This window comes from Ruminococcus flavefaciens AE3010 (genome assembly GCF_000526795.1).
GTDB classification, from domain to species: Bacteria; Bacillota; Clostridia; order Oscillospirales; family Ruminococcaceae; genus Ruminococcus; species Ruminococcus flavefaciens_D.
Map to the genome: position 1 here is coordinate 2,658,389 of NZ_JAGT01000001.1, position 19,623 is coordinate 2,678,011.

At 48.3% G+C, this 19,623-nt stretch carries 17 protein-coding genes; 10 read left to right on the top strand and 7 right to left on the bottom strand.

All coding sequences use genetic code 11. The features are described from left to right. The 6 genes from N774_RS0111720 to N774_RS0111745 all read left to right on the top strand — a co-directional run bounded on the left by N774_RS0111720 (position 1) and on the right by N774_RS0111745 (position 4,125). Positions 1-969: a hypothetical protein gene (locus tag N774_RS0111720; RefSeq protein WP_024861424.1), complete on the top strand. Its 969-nt coding sequence runs from the start codon at positions 1-3 to the stop codon at positions 967-969. A gap of 221 nt (positions 970-1,190) precedes the next feature. Continuing rightward, positions 1,191-2,024 carry a hypothetical protein gene (locus tag N774_RS0111725; RefSeq protein WP_024861425.1) on the top strand — a complete coding sequence of 278 codons (834 nt, stop codon included), beginning with the start codon at positions 1,191-1,193 and terminating at the stop codon, positions 2,022-2,024. Positions 2,025-2,034: 10 nt separating this feature from the next. After that, positions 2,035-2,409 carry a hypothetical protein gene (locus N774_RS0111730; protein WP_024861426.1) on the top strand — a complete coding sequence of 125 codons (375 nt, stop codon included), beginning with the start codon at positions 2,035-2,037 and terminating at the stop codon, positions 2,407-2,409. Further along, entirely contained in the window at positions 2,403-2,813 is a 411-nt protein-coding gene (locus tag N774_RS0111735; RefSeq protein WP_024861427.1) for a hypothetical protein, read from the top strand. The genes N774_RS0111730 and N774_RS0111735 overlap by 7 nt, the downstream gene beginning before the upstream one ends. After that, the gene (locus N774_RS0111740; protein ID WP_024861428.1) at positions 2,810-3,205 is read left to right on the top strand and encodes a hypothetical protein; all 396 of its coding nucleotides are present in this window, start codon (positions 2,810-2,812) and stop codon (positions 3,203-3,205) included. The genes N774_RS0111735 and N774_RS0111740 overlap by 4 nt, the downstream gene beginning before the upstream one ends. Continuing rightward, positions 3,202-4,125 (top strand): hypothetical protein, encoded by a 924-nt coding sequence (locus tag N774_RS0111745; RefSeq protein WP_024861429.1) that lies wholly within the window; start codon positions 3,202-3,204, stop codon positions 4,123-4,125. Before N774_RS0111740 ends, N774_RS0111745 begins: the two co-directional genes overlap by 4 nt. 72 nt (positions 4,126-4,197) lie before the next feature. Here N774_RS0111745 and N774_RS0111750 read toward each other — a convergent pair whose 3' ends face one another. Next, a complete protein-coding gene (locus N774_RS0111750; RefSeq protein ID WP_024861430.1) occupies positions 4,198-6,984 on the bottom strand; it encodes a dockerin type I repeat-containing protein in 2,787 nt (928 codons plus the stop codon). A gap of 710 nt (positions 6,985-7,694) precedes the next feature. On the opposite strand from N774_RS0111750, the gene N774_RS18350 reads away from it, so the two are divergent. Then, complete coding sequence (locus tag N774_RS18350; protein ID WP_024861431.1) at positions 7,695-9,011, top strand: sensor histidine kinase; 1,317 nt, start codon at positions 7,695-7,697, stop codon at positions 9,009-9,011. Beyond that, positions 8,992-9,795: a LytR/AlgR family response regulator transcription factor gene (locus N774_RS0111760; protein WP_024861432.1), complete on the top strand. Its 804-nt coding sequence runs from the start codon at positions 8,992-8,994 to the stop codon at positions 9,793-9,795. The genes N774_RS18350 and N774_RS0111760 overlap by 20 nt, the downstream gene beginning before the upstream one ends. 208 nt (positions 9,796-10,003) lie before the next feature. Here the strand turns inward: N774_RS0111760 and glmU are convergent, their stop codons facing one another. The 3 genes from glmU to N774_RS17430 are packed head-to-tail and all read right to left on the bottom strand — an operon-like array spanning position 10,004 to position 13,158. Beyond that, positions 10,004-11,380 (bottom strand): bifunctional UDP-N-acetylglucosamine diphosphorylase/glucosamine-1-phosphate N-acetyltransferase GlmU, encoded by a 1,377-nt coding sequence (gene glmU, locus N774_RS0111765; protein WP_024861433.1) that lies wholly within the window; start codon positions 11,378-11,380, stop codon positions 10,004-10,006. A 28-nt stretch (positions 11,381-11,408) separates the two neighbouring features. Next, positions 11,409-12,011: a hypothetical protein gene (locus tag N774_RS0111770; protein WP_024861434.1), complete on the bottom strand. Its 603-nt coding sequence runs from the start codon at positions 12,009-12,011 to the stop codon at positions 11,409-11,411. Positions 12,012-12,033: 22 nt separating this feature from the next. Further along, positions 12,034-13,158: an alpha/beta hydrolase gene (locus N774_RS17430; RefSeq protein ID WP_024861435.1), complete on the bottom strand. Its 1,125-nt coding sequence runs from the start codon at positions 13,156-13,158 to the stop codon at positions 12,034-12,036. Between the two features lie 246 nt (positions 13,159-13,404). Between N774_RS17430 and ppdK the strand changes: the two genes are divergently transcribed. Continuing rightward, positions 13,405-16,029 (top strand): pyruvate, phosphate dikinase, encoded by a 2,625-nt coding sequence (ppdK, locus tag N774_RS0111780; RefSeq protein ID WP_024861436.1) that lies wholly within the window; start codon positions 13,405-13,407, stop codon positions 16,027-16,029. Between the two features lie 244 nt (positions 16,030-16,273). Beyond that, positions 16,274-16,501, top strand: coding sequence for a hypothetical protein (locus N774_RS0111785; protein WP_024861437.1), 228 nt, complete (start codon positions 16,274-16,276; stop codon positions 16,499-16,501). Between the two features lie 94 nt (positions 16,502-16,595). On the opposite strand, the gene N774_RS0111790 is transcribed toward N774_RS0111785, so the two are convergent. The 3 genes from N774_RS0111790 to N774_RS0111800 all read right to left on the bottom strand — a co-directional run bounded on the left by N774_RS0111790 (position 16,596) and on the right by N774_RS0111800 (position 19,312). After that, the gene (locus N774_RS0111790) at positions 16,596-16,793 is read right to left on the bottom strand and encodes a hypothetical protein (RefSeq protein WP_024861438.1); all 198 of its coding nucleotides are present in this window, start codon (positions 16,791-16,793) and stop codon (positions 16,596-16,598) included. Positions 16,794-17,126: 333 nt separating this feature from the next. Next, positions 17,127-18,233, bottom strand: coding sequence for a CobW family GTP-binding protein (locus tag N774_RS0111795; protein WP_037280266.1), 1,107 nt, complete (start codon positions 18,231-18,233; stop codon positions 17,127-17,129). 8 nt (positions 18,234-18,241) lie between these two features. Next, complete coding sequence (locus tag N774_RS0111800) at positions 18,242-19,312, bottom strand: metal ABC transporter substrate-binding protein (RefSeq protein WP_024861440.1); 1,071 nt, start codon at positions 19,310-19,312, stop codon at positions 18,242-18,244. Between the last annotated feature and the right edge of the window lie 311 nt (positions 19,313-19,623).

The window sequence follows — 19,623 nt, forward strand, 5'->3', positions numbered from 1 at the left end:
ATGTATAACGATATCAAGCTTGAAAAGGGTCTTTACAATCTCAGCGGCAAGTCTTTCACAGCTGCTCTCGAGGAGCTTGACCCATCCTCGTCATACGCAGGCACAGCTCTTGAAAAGCTGGACGCTTTCGAGAGACAGCTCAAGCGCTTCAACATCAGGATAAGCGGTCAGGACTGCGACCGTGTTGAGAAGTTCTTCTCCACAACGGAAACAGCTATCCTCTTCCCCGAGTTCGTTACAAGATGTATCAGAAAGGGGTTTGACGAGACAGTGCTCCGCTCTGTGTGTGCGGCTAAGACAGTATGCGCAAGCAGTCAGTATCTGGGCTGCGTCATCGACGATGATACAGTTGCATACGGAACAACGGATCATGCTGAACAGCTCCCCGAGGCTACAGTAAGAGAGGGCTCCACAGCTACCGTGCTCTCCAAGTTCGGCAGACTTATCAGCGCTTCATATGAGGCTATCCGCCAGCAGAGACTTGACGTTTTCGGCGTCATGCTGAGAAGCGTCGGCGTAAGACTTGCTGTGACAGTAGTCAAGGAGGCTGTTGACGTTCTCGTTGACGGCGTGACACCTATCACTACAGCATCTCTTACCTATGACGACCTTGCGGCTCTCTATGGCGAGTTCGACTGCTTCGACATGACAACGGTCATTACATCGCCCGAGCTTGCTTCAAAGATAGCAGCTATGGAGCAGGTCAAGGACTGCAATGCCAATTCCGAGGGCAAGCTTGTGCTCCCATTCGGCTCTGAGCTTATCAAGACCTCGGCTGCGGACGATGATACTATCATCGGTATCGACCGCGATTTCGCGCTGGAGTTCATCACCAGCACCGACCTTGTGATGGAGACAGACAAGCTCATCGACCGTCAGCTGGACCAGATAACAGTGTCCATCACCTGCGGCTTCAGAAAGATAACTCCCGATGCAGTAAAGGTGCTTACTGTCAATTCAAACGAGTAATATCGCCCCGATTCAGGGGACGCCCTCTCTTTCAGGGCGTCCCCTCTTCCCAAACAGTCCACTGGACTGTTTGGGAATTCACCCCTTGCGGAGCGCTTTGTAACTGTGGGGCTTTGCCCCACGCCCCACAAGGGCTGTCAGCCCTTGACCTGACCAAAGGAACACAGTCCCTTTGGAATCCCGTTCATGGGTTCAATTTAATTATTCCGAAAGGAGAAAACATGGACAAGTCTATTCTTGATAAAATAAACAGATTCACACGCAGAAAGCTCGGTGAGGACGAGGTCTACGTCTTTGACATCGTGCTCTGCGACAACGACATCGACCGCGACTGCGAGCGCTTCTCCGACGGGGCTCTGGAAACGCTGAAAGATAGCTTTATCGGCAAGACTGGTATCTTCGACCACGACGCCGCAGCTGCAAATCAGAACGCCCGTATCTTTGACGCGGAGCTTATCACAGACAGCTCCCGCAGCACAAAAAACGGCGAGCCGTACAAGTACCTGAAAGCAAGTGCCTACATGGTCCGCACCGAAAACAACAAGGATCTCATTGCGGAGATAGACGGCGGCATAAAGAAAGAGGTCAGCATTTCCTGCTCGGCAGCTAAGCGTATCTGCTCAGTATGCGGAAACGACAAGGCTGTGACCTCATGTGACCATGTCAAGGGCAAGACCTACGGCGGAAAGCTCTGCCACACCGTTCTCGACGACATCACCGACGCCTATGAGTGGAGCTTCGTTGCAGTGCCTGCACAGGTAAACGCAGGCGTCACCAAGAAGTACAGCGAAGCCGATACCGTAAGGGCTCAGGCTGCCGCAGACGTTAAGGCTGCCGATGAGGAGCTCCGCCGCGATATACGCAGGCTCGCTTATTTTGCAGGCGGCAGGGAGGCTGCGGACATAGCTTCATTATCGGCTGCGAATCTGAATACTCAGCAGCTCATTGCCATGCGCAAGTCCTTTGAGGCTAAATGCGGAAAGGGCAGGGCAGAGGTGCAGCTGGAAAGTACAGACAAAAGTGAGGAGTCAACTTCTGATTTCTCCATGAGATAGGAGGGACACAATGGATATACAGACTATCGTAAGCGCCTTTGAGCTCTTTACGGGAGAGGAGAACGGCGACGAATACTATCAGCTCATACTCCTTGCGGCAGATGAGGTGGAGCGCCTTATGCTTCCCGATGCGGACAAGACCGAGCTGAGAGTCAGCTTTCTCTGTGGTGCGCTGGCATTTTACAGATTGCAGCAGATCCTCGCCGCAAGAGAAAGAGCAGCAGTCACCTATGCAGGCAAGGTGCTGAAAGAGTCACAGAATACTGCCTACAGCTTCGCAAAGGAGCTTCTCAGGGACTACGTACAGATATGCAGCGACCTGCTGAAAGCACAGAACTTCACATTCAGCAGCTTTGCAGGCGGAGAGGAGCTGATATCATGCTGAGAGACATTATCGACGATATTATCGAAAGACTGGCGGCTCATAATGTTTCGCCAGTTTACAGCGCCTTTGACGCAAGAGCTATCGACCGCAAGGGTAGGAGCTTTTTCACGGTGGTGGGCATAAGCGCCTTTGAGTCATCGACTCCTATTTATTCCCAGTACATCGTGTATCTGCCCTTTAAGTCGGAGATAGAGCTGACAGTTACAGCTCCCGATACAAGCTCCGCGGAGGAGCTCTACGGATACTATGACAGCAATATTGCTCCCGTTATATTTGATATGTCGGGACTTACATGCAGTCTCGGCAAGATGAGCCTTAAATTCGACAGCAATATACAGCGCCTTGTGCTGTCGGTGAAGCTTCGCATAAGCGGCGTCACCAAGTTTGAAAGGAGCAGCCCATGAGTACCGTAACTGCTATCAATGAGCGAAAGCCGGCGGCTGTAGTTATAGGCGGAGTAACATTCTTCTGTGAGAGCTTCAAGGCTTCCGCAGTACGCAGTATCACCGAGGAATCCACTACGGACGGCGGTACTGTGGTCACAAATAACGCTTCACGAAGCACAAGGCTGACATTTTCGGGGAGAGTAAGCACTGAGGGAGCTTCCGAAGACGCAGTATACAGCTTCAATGGGCTGGTAAACTCATCGGCTCCTTTCAATGTGGAGCACATGGGACTTGTCTTTGCGGACTGCCGAATGCTGTCCTATACTTTTGACGATAAGGGCGACGACTGGGCAGACGCAACGGTGGTGCTTATGACAGCAGAGCCCGTCACAAGGAGAAGTGCGGTATGAGTGTGAGAATAACAGTTACCACAAAAAACGGCGTTCAGTACGCCGAGGAGAATGTGATGAGCTTCAGCTTCCATAAGGACATTTATACTCCATATACCTCCCTCAGTGCAAGGATAAGGGCGAAAAGAAGCTCCTACACCGATGGGGCGGAGGTCTCCCTTATAATCAACGGGGATATAGTTCACCACGGACTGGTGGACAGCCTTAAATGGGAGAAAAGGGGCGGTGCGGACTTCCTTGTGATAAAGTCGAGGGGCTTCACCTCGCTTCTGACTCAGAACCAGATAGAGCCCGGACTTAAACTGAATATGTCCTTCAATGCTCTTATGGACAACTTCTACACCCTGCCCTATGTAACTCATGAGAACAATGCCGATGACAGCAGCTATATCTACGTGAAGCCAAATACCTCCATGTGGGACGCGGCTGCGAATCTGGCATACAAGCTCCTCGGCACTTATCCCTATGTAAGGGGAGCGAATATGGTTATGATAAGTCAGTATCCCACCCCCGAGAGCTTCGACCTGAGCGGCGAAAAGCTCATTGCTTCGGGCTCGGAGCTGATGTACAGCCGTCTTGCCAGCGACTATCATATGGCTGACATCAACGGCGATTACGGCACCTTCGACCTTACGGACAGCGACGTTACTGCGCTGAAAATAGTTCGGCACAAGTACTTCGACCTTGATATGCGGTTCCTCTATTCGCCGCCGCAGGCTCTTATCTACCGTGATAAGTATGATTTCCGCGGCGAGGAGAGAGTGTACTGCTACTACAGCGGCTATCAGGGAGAGGATATCGGCGACATTGTCAGCTTCGGCAGTATTACTGCGGAGCGCATCGGCGCTGTGTCCATAAACGGCAGCAGCAGGGGAATTTTTACCGAGGTAAGCGTGTACAGGGATAAGTTTCCGCATTGAGCCATTAGCCTTTAGCCATTAGCCGTTAGCTATGAAAAAGCCCGTGAACTTCTGTTCACGGGCTTTGGTGTTTTATTTAGTCTCGGGAAGTGCAGATATAAGCTTTAAGAGATAACGCTGTATCGCACCTGCGTCCTCGGTGGTCATGCCGTTGCTGCCGCCTGTAACATCGGCGTTCTTAACGCCCTGAGCTGTGATGTGGTGAGCGTCTGTACCTGTTGTGCCGAACTTATTGGGATTTGCAAGAGCCTGCATTATCATTACCACGTCTGAGAGGTCAACTGTTCCGTCGCAGTTTGCGTCGCCTGCTTTATAATCCTTGTCAGCTGCAGCGGGAGTTGTAGCAGCAGTAGTTGTGACTGTGGGCTTTGTTGTGGTTGTTGTGACTGGCTTTGTTGTAGTTGTGGTCGTTTTGGGTGTTGAGGGACTACTCCCTGCGATCTGACCGTAAACGATTCCGCAGCCTACTGTGGACATATATACCTTGCCGAATTCGTCCATGTCGCCAACAAGGTAGTTGCCGTTTCCTGTACCGCCGTAGAGGTGGTCGGTATTGATGCATACCCATGTCTTTCCTGCGTCTGTGGAGCGGTAAATGCCCTCCTTGTCGTCCTTTTCGGGCTTTCCGTAGATGTAAAGGGTATTCACGCCGCCTGCCTTTTCGGGAGCGCCGTAGCCGATACACTTGGCGTAGGATACGTTATTCAGCTTCTCAATGGTCTTGCCCTTGTCGGAGATGATGTACACGCCCTCCTCTGCACCTGCGAAAGCGATAGTGCCCTTGGTAAGGTATGCAGGGTCGCCTGTTTCCTCGAACTTCCATGTGAGCTGCCAGTTATATGGGCAGATACGTGTCTCTGTGAATGTTGCGCCGTAGTCCTCGCTGATGAAGAAGGAGTAGTGCGCCTCGTCGTAGGTGGGCTCCTTCTTGGACATATCAGATGACCAGTACTCGTTGTACTGAGCGCCTACAGCGTAAACTGTCTTGGGATCCTCGGGATCAACCAGTGAGTAAACGCCCTTTGTAGCCTTTATTCCCTCGCAGGTCTTCCATGTTGCGCCCCAGTCGTCGGAGTAGGATGCTGCGCCCTTTGCGCTTGTGTTTATAACTCTGTACTTGCCCTTGGAAAGCTCGGTTATGGAGAGCTTGCCGCCTGTGCAGGCAGGCTTGAAAGTCTTCCATGTTTTGCCGCGGTCGAGAGTATAGAAGCCGCTGCCTGTGTTGTTTCCGTCACCGTTGGCAGTTCTTGCCCATACGTCTGTATTCTGGGGGCATACTGTAATAGCGGAGGTAGAGCCCATATTGGGGTTGTACTGCTGAGGTATGCCGTCAACGGTCTCGTGAACGAAGCCGTCGTAGTCGCCGATAGCCGAGAGGTCGAGACCGTCAGCTGTGCTGTAGAAATCAAGGCTTACGCACTCCTCAACGCCGTCGGGCTGGAAGTAGAACTGGATATCCTTTTCAGCCCATGCATTGTCGCAGGCAAATACGCCGTTTCCTGATGTGAGGAGGATACGGTCACCTTCCTCGTCTCTGGGGTCGATGAGGATACCGCTGCCCCAGTGACAAGCCTTGCCGTAGATCCAGTCATAGCCGTTGAGAGCAAGTGGGAGTGAGATGAACTGCTTTACGCCTACGCCTGTTGAGTAGTCTGTAGGTCCCTGACCGGGAGTGATGTCCTCCCATGTCTTGCCGCCGTCAGAAGAGCGGAAGAAGTGGTCGCCCCATGCGATAGTGCCCTCGTTTTCGGGAGTGCTGGGGTCGTCCTGTACCCATTCATCGCCGCACCACTGATCGGAGAAAACTCCGCAGGTACGTGCGAACATCTTGTTGGGGTCCTTTTTGTCAACATCGATCATACCGATGGAATTGTCGGATACTGAAAGCTTTTCAGCTGTTCCTGTTGCGATATTGTACTTGTATGCGCCGCCTGCTGCACCTGAGAATGCGAGACCTGCAATATATGTGAAGAAAAGATTTCCGTTGCGGTCGCTTGTTATTGAGAGGGGATAGTTTGCGTTGGGGAGAGCCTTGATGGGCTCGAACTTGTCGTCCTTGACGCTTGCAACGTGGACATTAGCCTGTCCTGTAACGGAAGTGCCCACGTAAACCTTGCCGCCCTCGATGTGGATACAGCCGATACCGTTCTGCTGGTTGTAGAGCTTGCTGGGCTCTGTGCCTCTTACGATATGCTCTGTCCATGAGGGATATTTGATCTCGCCTGTGAAAAGTCCCAGAGCATCATAGCCCTCAACAGGCTTCCATGACTTACCGCCGTCAGTTGACTTGATAAGTGCGGACTTGCCGCCTGTTACGTCGCCGCCTGCGTAGATAGTGTCGGGGTTGTCGGGGTCAACTGCGATAGGCTCGATACACTCACGTCCGTCGCCGTTTCCGTGCACCTGTATCTGCTCGGTAACGTCAACTCCCGTAAAGGTCTTGCCGCCGTCGGTGGTCTTGTAGATGACTGTCTTTGCGTCAGAGAAGTATGCGCAGCCGCAGAGGAAGTAGGCTGTCATATCGTCTGTGGGGTCGATAGCGATGCCCTTACAGCTGAGGAGACCTCTGTCGTCCTCGTTGATGAAGCCGAAAAGCTGCACCCATCTCTTCTGATCGTAGTCGTATCTGTACGCGCCGCCAACGTCTGTACGGAGGTACATTTCCTTCTGTCCTGTAACTATGCCCGAAACGAAGCCTGCGCCGCCTATTTTGAGGGTGTCCCATTCCATAGTTGAGGAGATGTCCTTGGACGCTGCGGAAACGGTACTTACCTTGTCCGATGTGCTTAATACGGACGAGGTACCGAAGCTGATGCAGAGTGCGCAAAGACCTGCCATAGTCTTTTTCATTCTGTTCATTGTAATTTTTTCCTTTCTGTTTGGTTTTTTATTTTTAGCCGAACATTTTTCATGTTTATTTTACGATTTAATTCTAACATCTATATACAATAGTGTCAAGGAAATCAGGCGTTTATGACACTATCGGACATAATGATGATATTATTTTGCAGAGCCTAAAAATGAACTTTCTTTTAAGCTGCGTCAGCTTAAATCCAATTAACAGAATGATAACATTTTACGGCAAAAATAAAAGCGCAGCTGTAAAAAGCTGCGCCGCCGTTATAATGAAATAACAATGAAGATCATAAAACCTCTTTAATCTCTCTTTGCCCCCTGTACGGAGCGGGGATCCGCTTCTTGCAGAGAAGGAGACACCGCAGCACATCCCGCACGGTCAGCGACCGAACGGCACTGTTTCCCCCCAGTTCCTAAAGCCGCAGTGCCTGTGTCCTTTCTGCTATCACGATATATACATATCATATCCCGTAATTATTGTATCATAACCTGTTCCACATGGTTCAACAAAAAACGCCTGTTTTTGGCGGTTTGCGGAAATTTTTTTTTGAGAAATCTGATAAAAGCGGATTTTTCGGCGTTTTTTTAGCTGAAAAATTTTTTGCGGACAAAAAAAGTTTACAAAAATTGGTCTGCCATTTCTTTACAAACAGTGCAGAATGTGATATAATGCATTTGTATATATTTTTTGCAATAGCAGGGAGGTACTCCGAGTGGATACTATCCGAGAGATACTTAACAATAATTTCATTTCTATCGCAATGATAATCGGTGTAGCTATCATGATAATGGAAAACCGCAAGGAGAATCCTCACGGAACCGACCATATTGCCGTTATAATGGTGCTTCTGTCCGTTATTGTGTTCAATACCGCCATGAAGGACTGGTACATGCAATCAGCTTATGATGTTCATGAGAACTATAACGGCGACAGCGTAAAGACGCTGATGTACCTGCGGTCGGCTATAGAGCATATACTCTTTCCCATGATAGCCTATGTGCTCATACTTCTGGTGGCTCCCGTAAAGAAAAAGTATATAATCCTGATACCCGAGATCATTCTTATTATCGCGGAGCTTGTGAATCTTATCGGTCCAAAGATAATATTCCACTACGACAAGCATCTGATCTATGGTGATGATATACTGTTCCTGCTGCCGTATATGGTGGGTATGATGTATCTTCTGCTGCTTATCCGATATTCCATAGGATTTATCAAGGAAAAGCAGATGAGCAAGGGCTTTACGGTCATATTCATAGTGTTCCTCACGCTCCTTGAATGTTATCTTGAAGCCACATATATAGTCGTTGACCTTATGGACGAGATAGTAGGTCTTGATATCATAATCTACTATTTCTACCTTGTAGCCATTTATCAGAGCGAGATAAAGCTGAAGCTCCAGACCAACGAGCTTGAGCTTGAGCGAAGCAAGCGTCAGCTGACTATTTCCCAGATACAGCCCCATTTCATGTACAATTCCCTTACGTCCATAATTTACCTCTGCGACAAGGATACTCAGAAGACCAAGGGTGCTCTCATAGATTTCTCGAAGTTCCTCAGAAAGAACCTTGAAGCAATGGGACAGAAGAGACTTGTTACCATAAAGGAGGAGCTGGAGCATACAAAGGTATATCTTTCACTGGAAAAGCTCAGATTTGAGGACGAGCTTGATGTGGAGTTCGACATAAAGGACACAGACTTCACACTTCCCGTGCTGACTATACAGCCCATAGTGGAAAACGCCGTAAAGCACGGCATAAACAGGTCGGAAAGCGGCTGCGGTACAGTGTGGATATCCACCGAGGAGACCGAGGACAGCCACAAGGTAGTTATAAAGGACAACGGAGCAGGCTTCGAGATAGAGTCTCTGAAAGACCTTGATGAAAGTCATATAGGCATTTCCAATGTACGAAAGCGACTCGCCGATGAGTGCGGCGGCGAGCTTATTATAAAAAGTGCTCCCGATGAGGGAACAGAATGCACTATAATTATTCCAAAGGAGTTAAGCGATGAAGATCCTGGCAATTGATGATGAACGTTATGCATTACAGCTTCTTGTTGATACCATACATAAGGTGCGTCCCGACGCAGAGGTAGTCTCGTTCCGCAGACCGTCCCAGTTTCTGGAGTACGACAACAAGGAACCCTTTGACGCTGCATTTCTCGATATACGCATAGGAAAGATGTCAGGCATACAGGTGGCGATAGAGCTGAAAAAGCATTCGCCCATGTGCAATATAGTATTCGTTACAAGCTATTCCGAATACGCCTTTGCCGCCATACAGATGCGTCCCAGCGGATACATAATGAAGCCCTATACCGAAGAGGATATACGCAACGAGTTTGAGAATTTCAGATACTCCTCACCCGCAGAGGATAAGGACAGCGGCAAGCTGAAGATACGCACATTCGGTAATTTCCGCGTTTTCGGCAAGGACGATGTGCCGCTGAAGTTTTCCCGTACTATTTCCAAGGAAATATTCGCCTATCTTATCGACCAGTGCGGATATCCCGTCACAAGCAAGGAGATAGCTGCGGACGTGCTTGAAGTCGAGGACTTCGACAGACCTACCTCGAAAAAGGTGTCACAGTACGTTTCCGACCTGATAAAGGATATCGAAGCGGCAGGCTTCCAGAACGTCATTATCAAGCAGAACCGACAGATACAGATAAACAAGGAAGCTGTGGACTGCGACCTCTACGACCTGTTCTCGGGCGATACGGAGGCGTTCAAGTCCTACCACGGCGAGTATATGATAGACTACTCATGGGCTGAGATAAGCGACTCTGCCGAGAGGATAAAGTCACTGTAACAAAAAGCGTGATGAACTGTGTTCATCACGCTTTTTCAGTGATTAGTGAGTAGAAAGTAGAGAGTAGTGTAGGGGCGCCCTTTGGGCGCCCGCGAGTTTCGATGATATTAGAACGGGCGCCGAAACGGCGCCCCTACATGGCTAACAGCTAAAGGCTAATGGCTAATGGCTGAAAAATCCCGAAAGCGATCGCTTTCGGGATTTTTACTCACTTAGAAAGCTTGCTCTTGAGCTTGCGGAGAGTATAGCCCTCATTTATCTTCATGACGCCTCTGTCGATAGCCAGTGCATAGTCGGGAACGTCCCTTGTTACGGTGGTTCCTGCGGCGGTGTATACTGCCTTGCCCAGCTTTACGGGGGCGATCAGGTTGGTGTTGCAGCCTACGAAACAGTTATCTCCGATAATGCAGCGGCTCTTCTCGATACCGTCGTAGTTTACGGTAACTGTTCCGCAGCCGATATTTACACGCTTTCCGATGTCGCTGTCGCCTACGTATGCAAGATGTGCGATAGCGGTCTTTTCACCGATCACGGAGTTCTTTATCTCAACGAAGTCGCCAATCTTAGCGCCCGAGCGGATAACGCTGTCGGGACGGATATGTACGTAGGGTCCTATCTTTACGCCTGATTCAATTTCAGCTTCATATGCCTGTACGGTGTGGAGATTTACGTCGTCGCCAAGCTTGCAGTTCTCAACTACTGTGTTGGGACCTATCTTGCAGTTAGCGCCGATAGTTGTATTCTTGCGGATTATTGTATTGGGGAGTATCTCCGTGCCTGCGCCGATAGTGACGCCGCGCTCGATGACTACGCCGTCTGTGCAGGTGAATTCAACGCCGTTTGCAAGGTGCTTCTCGATAACTGCCATACGTGCGTAGGTGTTGAGCTCCAGTAAATCCTTGCGGTCGTTGGCACCCTTGATGATGTCAGCGTTGTCGGACTTGTAAGCGCCTGCGTTCTTGCCCTCGGAAATAGCAATGGAAATAGTATCTGTAAGGTAGTATTCGCCCTGAACGTTGTCATTTTTGAGCTTGCCCAGCAGGTCTGCAAGGTCGGCTGTCCTGAACCAGTATGCGCCTGAGTTTACTTCCTTGATAGCTCTCTGCTCCTCGGTTGCGTCCTTCTGCTCAACAATGCCGCTGATACCGTTTTCAGTGCGGATTATCCTGCCGTAGCCGAAGGGCTGGTCAAGCTCCGCGGTGATAACGGTAACTGCGTTGTTCTGCTTCTCGTGCATTTCAAGGGAGCTGCGGATAGTCTCGGCGTCGATGAAAGGAGCGTCACCGCAGAGTACCAGAGTATTGCCGCTCTTGTCGTTTTCAAGGAATGGGATAGCCTGCTGTACAGCATGACCTGTGCCGAGACGCTCAGCCTGTAATACTGTGGTGTACTTGCCGCCGAGATACTCGTCTATCATCTCGCCCTTGAAGCCCTTTACCACGCAGATGTCATTTACTTCTGCTTCCTCGCAGGCTGATATTACCCAGCGGAGCATAGGCTCGCCGAGAACCTTGAAAAGAGGCTTGGGCATATCCGCTTTCATGCGCTTGCCCTGTCCGCCTGCTAAAATTACTGCTTTGTTCATATCATTTTCCTCCTGTATTTTATGATCCTCAGTCTGCAAGTCCTTCGAGCTTGCTTGCTGTTGTATTTATTACCTTGTACCCCTCGTCGCCCATGTCCACGATAACATAGGTGGCCGTGTAGTCCTGTGAGTCATCACCGCTTTCAAGGGCAACGGTAAAGGTTATCTCGCGTCCGTTTACGACGGTGTAATCCATTTTCGGAAGTCCGCTTATGACATTGGCGTATTTCTCATAGAATGCCTCTGCGTCTTTCAGCTGAGATTCGGAGAGGGGGACGCATTTATCGGTGCGGAAATCGCCTGTTTTTGCGCCTGTGTCCATTTCCATGCCGTCAAACAGCTTTTCGCGGGCTATATCTTCCGTGGTAAAGGACTTCAAGGCTATGTCTTTGGGAAACATGAGCTTTGCGGCAGACAGAGCACTGTGCTCGTCGACCACGGTTTTTATGTAGCTTTTTGCGGTGTCCTCAGCGATTTTGTCGAATACTGCGGGATCCTCTGTAGTCGGTTCCGCTGTTGTTTCGATCGGTGTCTGCTCAATGGACGGTGTAGGATCGGGCTGGCTTTCTGTGCAGGAAGACAGTGAAAGGGCAAGCATGCTGCCAAGAATAAGTGCTGAAAATTTTTTCATGTTACTGTTTTCTCCTTTGTATTTATGCTTCGGGTGGAAAATTCTGCTTTATGTAGTCTTTCAGCATATCTGCCAGATAATTGTTATGATAGCAGTCCTCATATATTTTCAGCTCCGCATTTACGCTGTGAGATATAAGTCTTTCGTACAGATCCTTTGCTTCCTCGGGGATAAGTTTGAGGTCGCCGGCGTCTTTAAGGTCGTTATAGGCTTCTCTGCCGCCTGCGCATATGAACACGTTTTTATCCATAGTTTCGTTGCGGTCGAAGTAGTCGAACTCCCTCTGATAAGCGTAGGGGTCTTCGATACTGCTGTTATCGTAATACTCTGAGTCGGGATAGAAGTATATGAAGAACGAAGGACTTCCGATTATGTAGTCCTTAAATGGCTGATATTCGTACTTGTCGGAATTGCAGAGAGCGTAGTGCGAGAAAAGACCGCCGAATGAATGTCCGAAGAATACGGAGCGTGATTCGTCTATCTTGTAATTGAGGGAGATAGTTTTCATAAGATCATCGGTTATGAAATCGAGGAATTCTTTCTCCTGCAAAACAAATTTATTGAAGCGCTCCTCTTCCTCACGGGTATCATAATCGTAACCGAGAGTTACAAATATAACGGGAGAAGCTTCGCCCTCGTCGATGAGTTTCCATAGGTCGGGAACTTTTTTGAGGTGATATGCCGAGTCAGTAATGAATACCACGGGGTACTCCTTGTTTTTGTCGTAGTTGGGCGGAAGTGTTATATGCACAAGGAACTGCTGGTCCAGCTGTTCGTCGTATATGGTCAGCTCGCGGAAATTGTCCTTAGTCTTCTTTAGCTTGGATTTGTCCGAGTCGTAGAGGTAATAGGAGTTAAGTCCGCATTTGCCGATAGTGAAAGCCTTGTCGGGGTCAAGGAGGGTGAATTCGCGGAAGCTTGACCGCTCCTTTTCCTTGTCGGTCATATTGTCCGAGCAGATAAGCCCGTCATAGTATTCAACTGTGGGCTTGGTCGCCTTTTCCGTTGTGGGTTCAGTCACGGCTTCTGTTGTGGTCTCTGCTGTTGTGACCTCAGCAGAGGACAGGGGAGTATCATTGTTGTCCGTACAGGAAGCCAGTGAAAGGGCAAGCATGCTGCCAAGAATAAGTGCTGAAAATTTTTTCATGTTTTGTTCTCCTTATAATATACGTTATATTATTAATTTTACATACTTTAACTTTAAATGCAAGCCTTTTTTGCAGAAAACCAACTTCTTTGTTGATTTTTGTACAAAGTGCAGCGTTTTAAACGGCTATTTTTTGTCATCACATATATGGTATTTTTTTCTAAGATGTGTTATAATATGTATAACTCGGATATTGTACCCTTTGGGGGAAGTATTCGGTAATGTTAAAAATGGAGGTATACACCAATGGCAAATAAGTATTGTTACCTTTTCTCTGAGGGTAATGCCAACATGAGAGAGCTTCTCGGCGGCAAGGGCGCAAACCTGGCTGAGATGACAAACATCGGTCTCCCTGTTCCTCAGGGCTTCACAATCACAACAGAGGCTTGTACTCAGTACTACGAGGACGGCGGAATCTCTGATGAGATCATGGCTGAGATCAACGAGTATATCGTTAAAATGGAAGGAATCACAGGCAAGAAGTTCGGCGATAAGGAGAATCCTCTCCTCGTTTCCGTTCGTTCAGGTGCAAGAGCATCAATGCCCGGTATGATGGATACAATCCTTAACCTCGGTCTCAATGAGACAGTTGTTAACACAATCGCTGAAAAGTCAAATAACCCAAGATGGGCTTGGGACTGCTACAGAAGATTCATCCAGATGTATTCTGACGTAGTTATGGAAGTTGGTAAGAAGTACTTTGAAGAGCTTATCGACGAGATGAAGGCTAAGAAGGGCGTTACACAGGACGTAGAGCTCAACGCTGACGACCTCAAGGAGCTCGCTGGCCAGTTCAAGGCTGAGTACAAGGCTAAGATCGGCACAGACTTCCCTGACGATCCCAAGGAGCAGCTCATCGGCGCTATCAAGGCTGTATTCCGTTCATGGGACAACCCAAGAGCTAACGTATACAGAAGAGATAACGATATCCCATTCTCTTGGGGTACTGCTGTAAACGTACAGTCAATGGCATTCGGTAACATGGGCGACGACTGCGGTACAGGTGTTGCATTTACTCGTGACCCTGCTACAGGTGAGAAGAAGCTCATGGGTGAGTTCCTCACAAACGCACAGGGCGAGGACGTTGTTGCAGGCGTTCGTACTCCTATGCCTATCCAGCAGATGGCTGAGACATTCCCTGAGGCTTTCGCTCAGTTCAAGGAAGTTTGCCAGACTCTCGAAAATCACTATCACGATATGCAGGATATGGAGTTCACTGTTGAGAACAAGAAGCTCTATATGCTCCAGACAAGAAACGGTAAGAGAACTGCACAGGCTGCTCTCAAGATCGCTTGCGACCTCGTTGATGAGGGCATGAAGACAGAGCAGGAAGCTGTTGCAATGATCGACCCAAGAAACCTCGATACACTTCTCCACCCACAGTTCGATACAAAGGCTCTCAAGGCTGCTACTCCTATCGGCAAGGGTCTCGGTGCTTCACCCGGAGCTGCTTGCGGTAAGATCGTATTCACAGCTGACGACGCTGTAGAGTGGGCTGCTAAGGGCGAGAAGGTCGTTCTTGTACGTCTTGAGACATCACCTGAGGACATCACAGGTATGAAGGCTGCACAGGGTATCCTTACAGTTCGTGGTGGTATGACATCACACGCTGCTGTTGTTGCTCGTGGTATGGGTGAGTGCTGCGTTTCAGGCTGCGGCGACATCAAGATGGACGAAGCTAACAAGAAGTTCGAGCTCGGCGGCAAGACTTTCAAGGAAGGCGACTACATCTCTATCGACGGTACAACAGGTAACATCTACGACGGTATCATCGCTACAGTTGATGCTCAGATCGCTGGTGAGTTCGGTAGAATCATGGCTTGGGCTGATAAGTACAGAACTCTCAAGGTTCGTACAAACGCTGATACTCCTGCTGACGCTAAGAAGGCAAGAGAGCTCGGCGCTGAGGGTATCGGTCTCTGCCGTACAGAGCACATGTTCTTCGAGGCAGACAGAATCGCTGCTTTCCGTGAGATGATCTGCTCAGATACAGTTGAGGGTAGAGAAGCTGCTCTCGCTAAGATCGAGCCAATGCAGCAGAGCGACTTCGAGGCTCTCTATGAGGCTCTCGAGGGCAACCCTGTTACTATCCGTTTCCTGGATCCACCTCTCCACGAATTCGTTCCTACTGAGGAAGATGATATCGCTGCTCTCGCTAAGGCTCAGGGCAAGTCAGTTGCTGACATCAAGAACATCATCGCTTCACTCCACGAGTTCAACCCAATGATGGGTCACAGAGGCTGCCGTCTTGCTGTAACATATCCTGAGATCGCTGCTATGCAGACAAAGGCTGTTATCAAGGCTGCTATCAATGTTAAGAAGAATCACCCAGACTGGAACGTTAAGCCTGAGATCATGATCCCACTCGTTGGCGATGTTAAGGAGCTCAAGTACGTTAAGAAGGTCGTTGTTGAGACTGCTGACGCTGTTATCGCTGAGGCTGGTGCTAACCTTGAGTACGAAGTTGGTACAATGATCGAGATCCCAAGAGCTGCTCTTACAGCTGACGAGATCGCTGCTAACGCTGACTTCTTCTGCTTCGGTACTAATGACCTTACACAGATGACATACGGCTTCTCACGTGACGACGCCGGCAAGTTCCTCGGCGCTTACTACGACAAGAAGATCTTCGAGAACGATCCTTTCGCTAAGCTCGATCAGGCTGGCGTTGGTAAGCTCATGGAAATGGCTATCAAGCTCGGTAAGCCTGTTAATCCTAAGCTCCACTGCGGTATCTGCGGTGAGCACGGCGGTGATCCTACATCTGTTGAGTTCTGCCACAAGATCGGTCTCGACTATGTATCTTGCTCACCTTTCCGTGTTCCAATCGCTCGTCTGGCTGCTGCTCAGGCTGCTATCGCTTCTAAGTAGTAGTTCTAAAGTCACGATTTCATGGGAGTTTCCGATAACCTTTGAAATGGCGAAAGCCTATAAAAAGGCTCATGGAAGCTATTTACGGAAAAATCAGTGGCGAGATATCAAAATGGTGTTCTGTCTTGAAGTAGGATAAACACTGAAAAAATAATTAAAGCCTCGTATCTGCGGTGTTCAATACACTGCTGGTACGGGGCTTTTTTTGTTGTTATGATAAAAAACGAAAGGAAGATATCAAGTTATGCTCACCACAATAAGATGCAGAAGTTCTCCCATATCACAAAATTCAGGAGTTGTCAATACTTTTCCTGAAATTTCTTTTGAGGGATACAATGCACAAAACAAGGAGTTTGTCAAGAGGTTTTTTGAAAAATATTTTTGTCTCCCCCAAGCACAAAATGAATCAGTTGTCAATAGTATTTTGAAAATTTCTTTTGATTTTTCAAAAATAGAAGCTGGTGGCAGCTGATGGCGTACTGTAAAGTCGAGCTAAAATGTGGTTTTACCGTAATATCCAATGAATTGATGAGAGACAAAAGACTCTCCCTGAAAGCAAAAGGACTTCAGGCTCTGATCCTTTCACTTCCTCCCGACTGGGACATGCACTCTGCACGTTCATGTTCCTCATCATCAGTTGACATCATAAGTTCAAGGAAATATGCCTTTGCTTCTTCACGATCATTCCAAGCCTTACGCCTGCTGTTGCAGACTGTTGTGACCTTGTGTGTTCTCGGCATTGCCATTTCGGGTGTTTTTAACATAGCTTCGTACCTCCAAAAGTTTTATTGTGACTTCATTATAGCCGATAAAACCACCCGAGTCCAGCGATGTGGAATGATTGTAATAATTCTTGTGAAAGGCGCAGCAAAATGTGGATTTTCCCCAGTGCATTGCGCTGTGATGCGGATTGACTTTTTTGAGTATCTGTGCTGTGATATGGAAAATGGCCAATGCTTCAGGAGAATACAAAATTTTCTAAGGAGAATGTTTTCGTCTTTGCCGAAGCGCTTATCGGAGATAGTCTTCTGTATGAACTGTGTTTTTTCCTGCTTCAAGAAAACCGAGAAACAGATATACAGGTATCGCCTTGCTGCTCATACTGCCAGACAGCTTTCCAGCTTGGCAAGGATATCAGCCTTTTTATAGCCTTTTCCTATGAATACCAGCTGATTGATACGGTCGCCGTATCTGTCGTCCCAGTCGTCTTTCAGATCGGGATAATTCTCGAACATGGCGTCAAGCTCCTCCTGTGGGCAAGCCGCAAGCCATTCGTTCAGCTCAGTAACGCTGGCGTTCCTGCCTGCCTGTTCAAAGAGCTGTATATGTACATCATCGTCTGCGAACCACACATAGCCCTTGGTGCGGATAAGCTCCTTGGGGTATTCATCGACTAAGTCCATGAATTTGTCACGGTCAAAGGGACGAGCTTCCTCAAAGACAAATGAGGTTATACCGTACTCGTCCATGCAGGCTTCCTTGTCTGTGGGCTCGTTGGTATTGAGGGCACGCTGTACCGATGATGAAGCAAGGACTGCGTGATAATCGAACTCTTTTCCGTGCATTATCTTGTCGGTATCGACTTCGCTGTTTATGCAGGGGATTATCTCGGCTTCGGACTGTATATCGCTGATAGCCTTTTTGACCTCTTCGATCTGTTCGTCACTGAGCAGGTCTGTCTTGTTGAGGATAACAAGGCTGCAGAACTCTATCTGGTCGATGATAAGATTGATTATGTCGCCCTCTTCGGTGTCGTTTTCCATGCTTAGCTCACGGAGAAACTCGCGGTAGATACGGTCTGCGTCAACGACTGACACAACAGAGCTGAGGTACACATTGGTATCGGGATTATCCTCTGTGTAGACAACGAATGAAGCGGCGATATTTGACGGCTCGCTTATCCCCGAGGCTTCAACGAAAACAGCTTCGATATCGGGAAGCTGAGAGATACGCTCTATCTCGGCGATAAACTCATCTCTGAGAGTACAGCAGATACAGCCGTTCTGGAGCTCTACCATTTCAACTGAGGATATTCGGTCACGATTTTTATTGAGGAGGGCGGCGTCTATATTGACGCTGCCCATATCATTTACGATAAGTGCTATCTTGCGCTGCTCCTGCTTCAGCAGATTCTGCATGAGAGTTGTCTTTCCCGAGCCGAGATAGCCAGTGATGAGTATAACGGGTATTTTCTTATCTGACATGGCGCACCTCACATAAGAACACTGCTGAGAACGTCGTAGTTCTTTCGCATGAGTGAGATATAGCTTGCGCCGTCGTTTATATCGTCTTTTGATACAGACTGGAGGGAATTGAGCTCAGCTATCTTTACGTCCTTTTTGCCTGAATTTGTAATAATTGATTCAGCTATATCCTTTTTTGAGTTTTCAAGAGTAAAGACGGTCTTGCTGTCAAGCTCCTTGACTTTGTCCGAAAGGAACTTGATAGTGTTGAAGCTTGCCTCAGACTCGGCGGAGCAGCCGATAAATGCAGCATAATAATCAAGACCGTAATCGTCAACAAAGTAGCGGAACGGGAATCTGTCACCGAATACAAGAGTTTTTTCGGGAGCAACGGCAAAGAGAGTCTCAAATTTGGAATCAAGGTCGTTCAGCTTCTTGATGTATTCGTCATAGTTGCTCTTGTAGGCATCAGCGTTGGCAGGATCGATCTCTGCGACTTTGCGCTCTATCTCGGCGCAGAACACCTTTGCGTACTTGAGGGACAGCCATACGTGCTCGTCGTATTCAACTTCGTCCTCTTCGTGTTCATGCTCATGCTCATGTTCTTCACTTTCTTCGTGCTCATCATCGTCATGCTCATGTTCGCTTTCCTGCATGCCCTCTTTGAGCTCCTCGACCTTTGCGAAATCGCCGAGAACGTCCATGAGGTTTATAACTTTCATATCTTTATTCTGAGCGTTTTCAAGAGCATCTTCCACCCATTCGTCGGACTCTCCGCCAACGTATATGAACAGATCGCAGGTAGATATCTTCATAATATCACTTGCTGTAGGCTGATAGTTGTGAAGATCAACACCGCTGTCAAGCAGGTATGACAGTTCCGCATTTTCGGAATTACTGCCCACTATTTCTTTTGCCCAGTCATACTCGGGAAAGATAGTGCATACTACGCTGTAGGACTTGGAAGCTTCTGGTGAAGCGACCGTAGCCTTGATGGCATCATTATTTGATGAGCTGTTATTTTCAGAGCTGCATGCTGTAAAGCTCACAGCTGCCATAGCAACGCCAACCATTGCTGTCAGCATTTTTTTCTTAAACATATTTTTAAACCTCCGAATTAGAATATTGGTTTTTAGATGTATTGATATCTACAATATGAAAATGATTATCATTTTCATATAGGCATTGCTTATTATATCATAAACCCGTAGAATGTCAATACTTTCACAATATTTTTCACATAATTTTCATATTTGAGAATGATTATCAAATTCGGGCGGCGTATTTCTGAATACAATATCATTGACAAAAAAGCCGAAATGTGGTATCATAGTGCAATACAGTGAGTACTGTCAGGAGCTGAACTGTTCTGCGTGGACTGCTGTATATTATCATTCGCTGCACAAGATCA

Excerpts from the sequence above, each read along its gene's own strand:
- N774_RS0111725 (WP_024861425.1), top strand. The coding sequence starts at position 1,191 with ATGGACAAGTCTATTCTTGATAAAATAAACAGATTCACACGCAGAAAG.
- N774_RS0111785 (WP_024861437.1), top strand. The coding sequence starts at position 16,274 with ATGCTCACCACAATAAGATGCAGAAGTTCTCCCATATCACAAAATTCA.
- N774_RS0111735 (WP_024861427.1), top strand. The coding sequence starts at position 2,403 with ATGCTGAGAGACATTATCGACGATATTATCGAAAGACTGGCGGCTCAT.
- N774_RS0111730 (WP_024861426.1), top strand. The coding sequence starts at position 2,035 with ATGGATATACAGACTATCGTAAGCGCCTTTGAGCTCTTTACGGGAGAG.
- N774_RS0111720 (WP_024861424.1), top strand. The coding sequence starts at position 1 with ATGTATAACGATATCAAGCTTGAAAAGGGTCTTTACAATCTCAGCGGC.
- ppdK (WP_024861436.1), top strand. The coding sequence starts at position 13,405 with ATGGCAAATAAGTATTGTTACCTTTTCTCTGAGGGTAATGCCAACATG.
- glmU (WP_024861433.1), bottom strand. The coding sequence starts at position 11,380 with ATGAACAAAGCAGTAATTTTAGCAGGCGGACAGGGCAAGCGCATGAAA.
- N774_RS0111760 (WP_024861432.1), top strand. The coding sequence starts at position 8,992 with ATGAAGATCCTGGCAATTGATGATGAACGTTATGCATTACAGCTTCTT.
- N774_RS0111740 (WP_024861428.1), top strand. The coding sequence starts at position 2,810 with ATGAGTACCGTAACTGCTATCAATGAGCGAAAGCCGGCGGCTGTAGTT.
- N774_RS0111770 (WP_024861434.1), bottom strand. The coding sequence starts at position 12,011 with ATGAAAAAATTTTCAGCACTTATTCTTGGCAGCATGCTTGCCCTTTCA.
- N774_RS0111745 (WP_024861429.1), top strand. The coding sequence starts at position 3,202 with ATGAGTGTGAGAATAACAGTTACCACAAAAAACGGCGTTCAGTACGCC.
- N774_RS0111800 (WP_024861440.1), bottom strand. The coding sequence starts at position 19,312 with ATGTTTAAGAAAAAAATGCTGACAGCAATGGTTGGCGTTGCTATGGCA.
- N774_RS0111750 (WP_024861430.1), bottom strand. The coding sequence starts at position 6,984 with ATGAACAGAATGAAAAAGACTATGGCAGGTCTTTGCGCACTCTGCATC.
- N774_RS0111790 (WP_024861438.1), bottom strand. The coding sequence starts at position 16,793 with ATGTTAAAAACACCCGAAATGGCAATGCCGAGAACACACAAGGTCACA.
- N774_RS0111795 (WP_037280266.1), bottom strand. The coding sequence starts at position 18,233 with ATGTCAGATAAGAAAATACCCGTTATACTCATCACTGGCTATCTCGGC.
- N774_RS17430 (WP_024861435.1), bottom strand. The coding sequence starts at position 13,158 with ATGAAAAAATTTTCAGCACTTATTCTTGGCAGCATGCTTGCCCTTTCA.